The sequence below is a fragment of the Bradyrhizobium sp. UFLA05-153 genome (assembly GCF_054185185.1).
In genome coordinates, this window is the sequence record NZ_JBBIAM010000305.1 from 1 (window position 1) to 1,705 (window position 1,705).

1 protein-coding gene is annotated in these 1,705 nt (G+C 59.5%); it reads left to right on the top strand.

Features of this window, described 5'->3' with window-relative positions; all coding sequences use genetic code 11:
- Positions 1-285: 285 nt before the first annotated feature.
- Entirely contained in the window at positions 286-621 is a 336-nt protein-coding gene (locus Q2941_RS51555) for a GYD domain-containing protein (protein ID WP_027527827.1), read from the top strand.
- The last annotated feature ends 1,084 nt before the right edge of the window (positions 622-1,705 follow it).

A 1,705-nucleotide genomic window follows, 5' to 3' on the forward strand; every position in this document is an offset into this window, starting at 1 on the left:
ACCCCATGGGGGTATAAAATCTCAAACACCAATCAGCCGACTCGGTCTAACCGAGGACAACCTCTTGAGGCTCCACAACTAGGTGCGGTTGTCGGACGTCGAGCAGCGGTTCGTCTGTCGCGCCGCTGCGGCAAGGGGGACCGCCGGACATCAATTGTCGGCGGGATGGAATAGGGCGGCGCGATAGATGGGAATATCGCTGGTTGGATTGATCCATCTCAATAATCCTCCTGAGCCCGCCCCTAGAATCTCCGCGTCAATGCGCTCACTACGATGGAGGGCGTTATGATCAGATTGTTTACGCGTGGTTGCTTCACTGAGAGTTATGCCAAGGGGTTAGTTAGCGCACCCGAGGACAGAGAGCCGGCTGTGCGCAAGCTGATTGAGGGTGCAGGTGGCAAGCTTGTTAGCTTTTATTTCACGACCGGCGACTCTGATTTCATGCTCATTTCTGAGGCTGACGAGTCCGAATCCATTATCGCCGCTCTGTTGGCAGCGGTGGCGGCGGGCACAATATCCGGCGTGAAAACAGCAAGAGCTTGGACTGGAGCGGAATTCAAATCGGTGGCCGAAAGGGCTTCCAAAGCAGCTAGCCATTATCGGGCTCCCGGCAAAAGCTAAGAGAGACATTGCCACCAGACGATTTTCGGCTGTCGGATCATTGAGCCGCGCTACGTCTGCCAGTCCCGCGGCAGGCGCGGCGCGGCACTACTTCGCTACCTACCCGCCAATTGAACACCGGTGGCGCATCAATCTTGAATACCTTCGATGCGAGAGGCCTCGGTGGTGACTTCCGACGAGGCAATCAGTGTCTCGCTTCGTACAAGTTGGCTCACACTTTCGGCTCGCCAGAAAGCAATATTAAGCTTGCGGATTTTGACCGCGAAGCCTCGGTTGGAAAAACAGAATGATGGTCAAACGGAGTGGGCCCGCCGGCTCATGCTGGCGGGCCCTGGATTGATCGCCCCAGCCGCCAGCGATGCGTCAACAACCGCTGCCGGTTGCGCTTCCCTGTGCGATCGGCGCCGTCGTTCATGCTGCAGGATCAATCACTTTCCAACGGGGCCCCAATAGGTCGCGATCTTGCGCGAGGAGTTACCTAGCTTTCGATAGTTAGGCATTACCGACCGTGGTGGAGGAGTGCGAAGCTCGATACGAACCGCCGGTCGTCGCCGGCCTAGGGATTCGGAGCCGCCGTTTGCATCTCGTGTCCCGGACTGAAACCGGATGCGCCGGGAGGCCCAGACGGCGTGCTTGAGGATGCGGCTTGCATCTCATGCCCCGGGCTGAAGCCGGACGCGCCGGGGTGCCCGGAGGACGAACTTGAGGATGCGGCTTGCATCTCGTGTCCCGGACTGAAGCCGGACGCGCCGAGATGCCCGGCATGATTTGATGAACCATGATGCCCGCTATGCGAGTGCGAGCCTGAAAACACCGCTGAAAACGCCGCTTGTATCGCGTGTCCCAGGCTGAGGCTTGATGCCCCGTGATGCGCGCCATGCGACTGCGGGCTTGAGAACATTGATTGCATCGCGTGCCCTGGAGCAGCGGTCGATGCCGAACTGCCGTGACCGACACCACCAATGCCACCATGTCCCACGCCGCCGCCATGTCCGCCGGATCCACCAACGCCAGCTCCTACCCCGCCACCTGCTCCCGCTCCGGCACCTGTCTCTTATACACATCTCCGAGCCCACGAGACTAA

Excerpts from the sequence above, each read along its gene's own strand:
- Q2941_RS51555 (WP_027527827.1), top strand. The coding sequence starts at position 286 with ATGATCAGATTGTTTACGCGTGGTTGCTTCACTGAGAGTTATGCCAAG.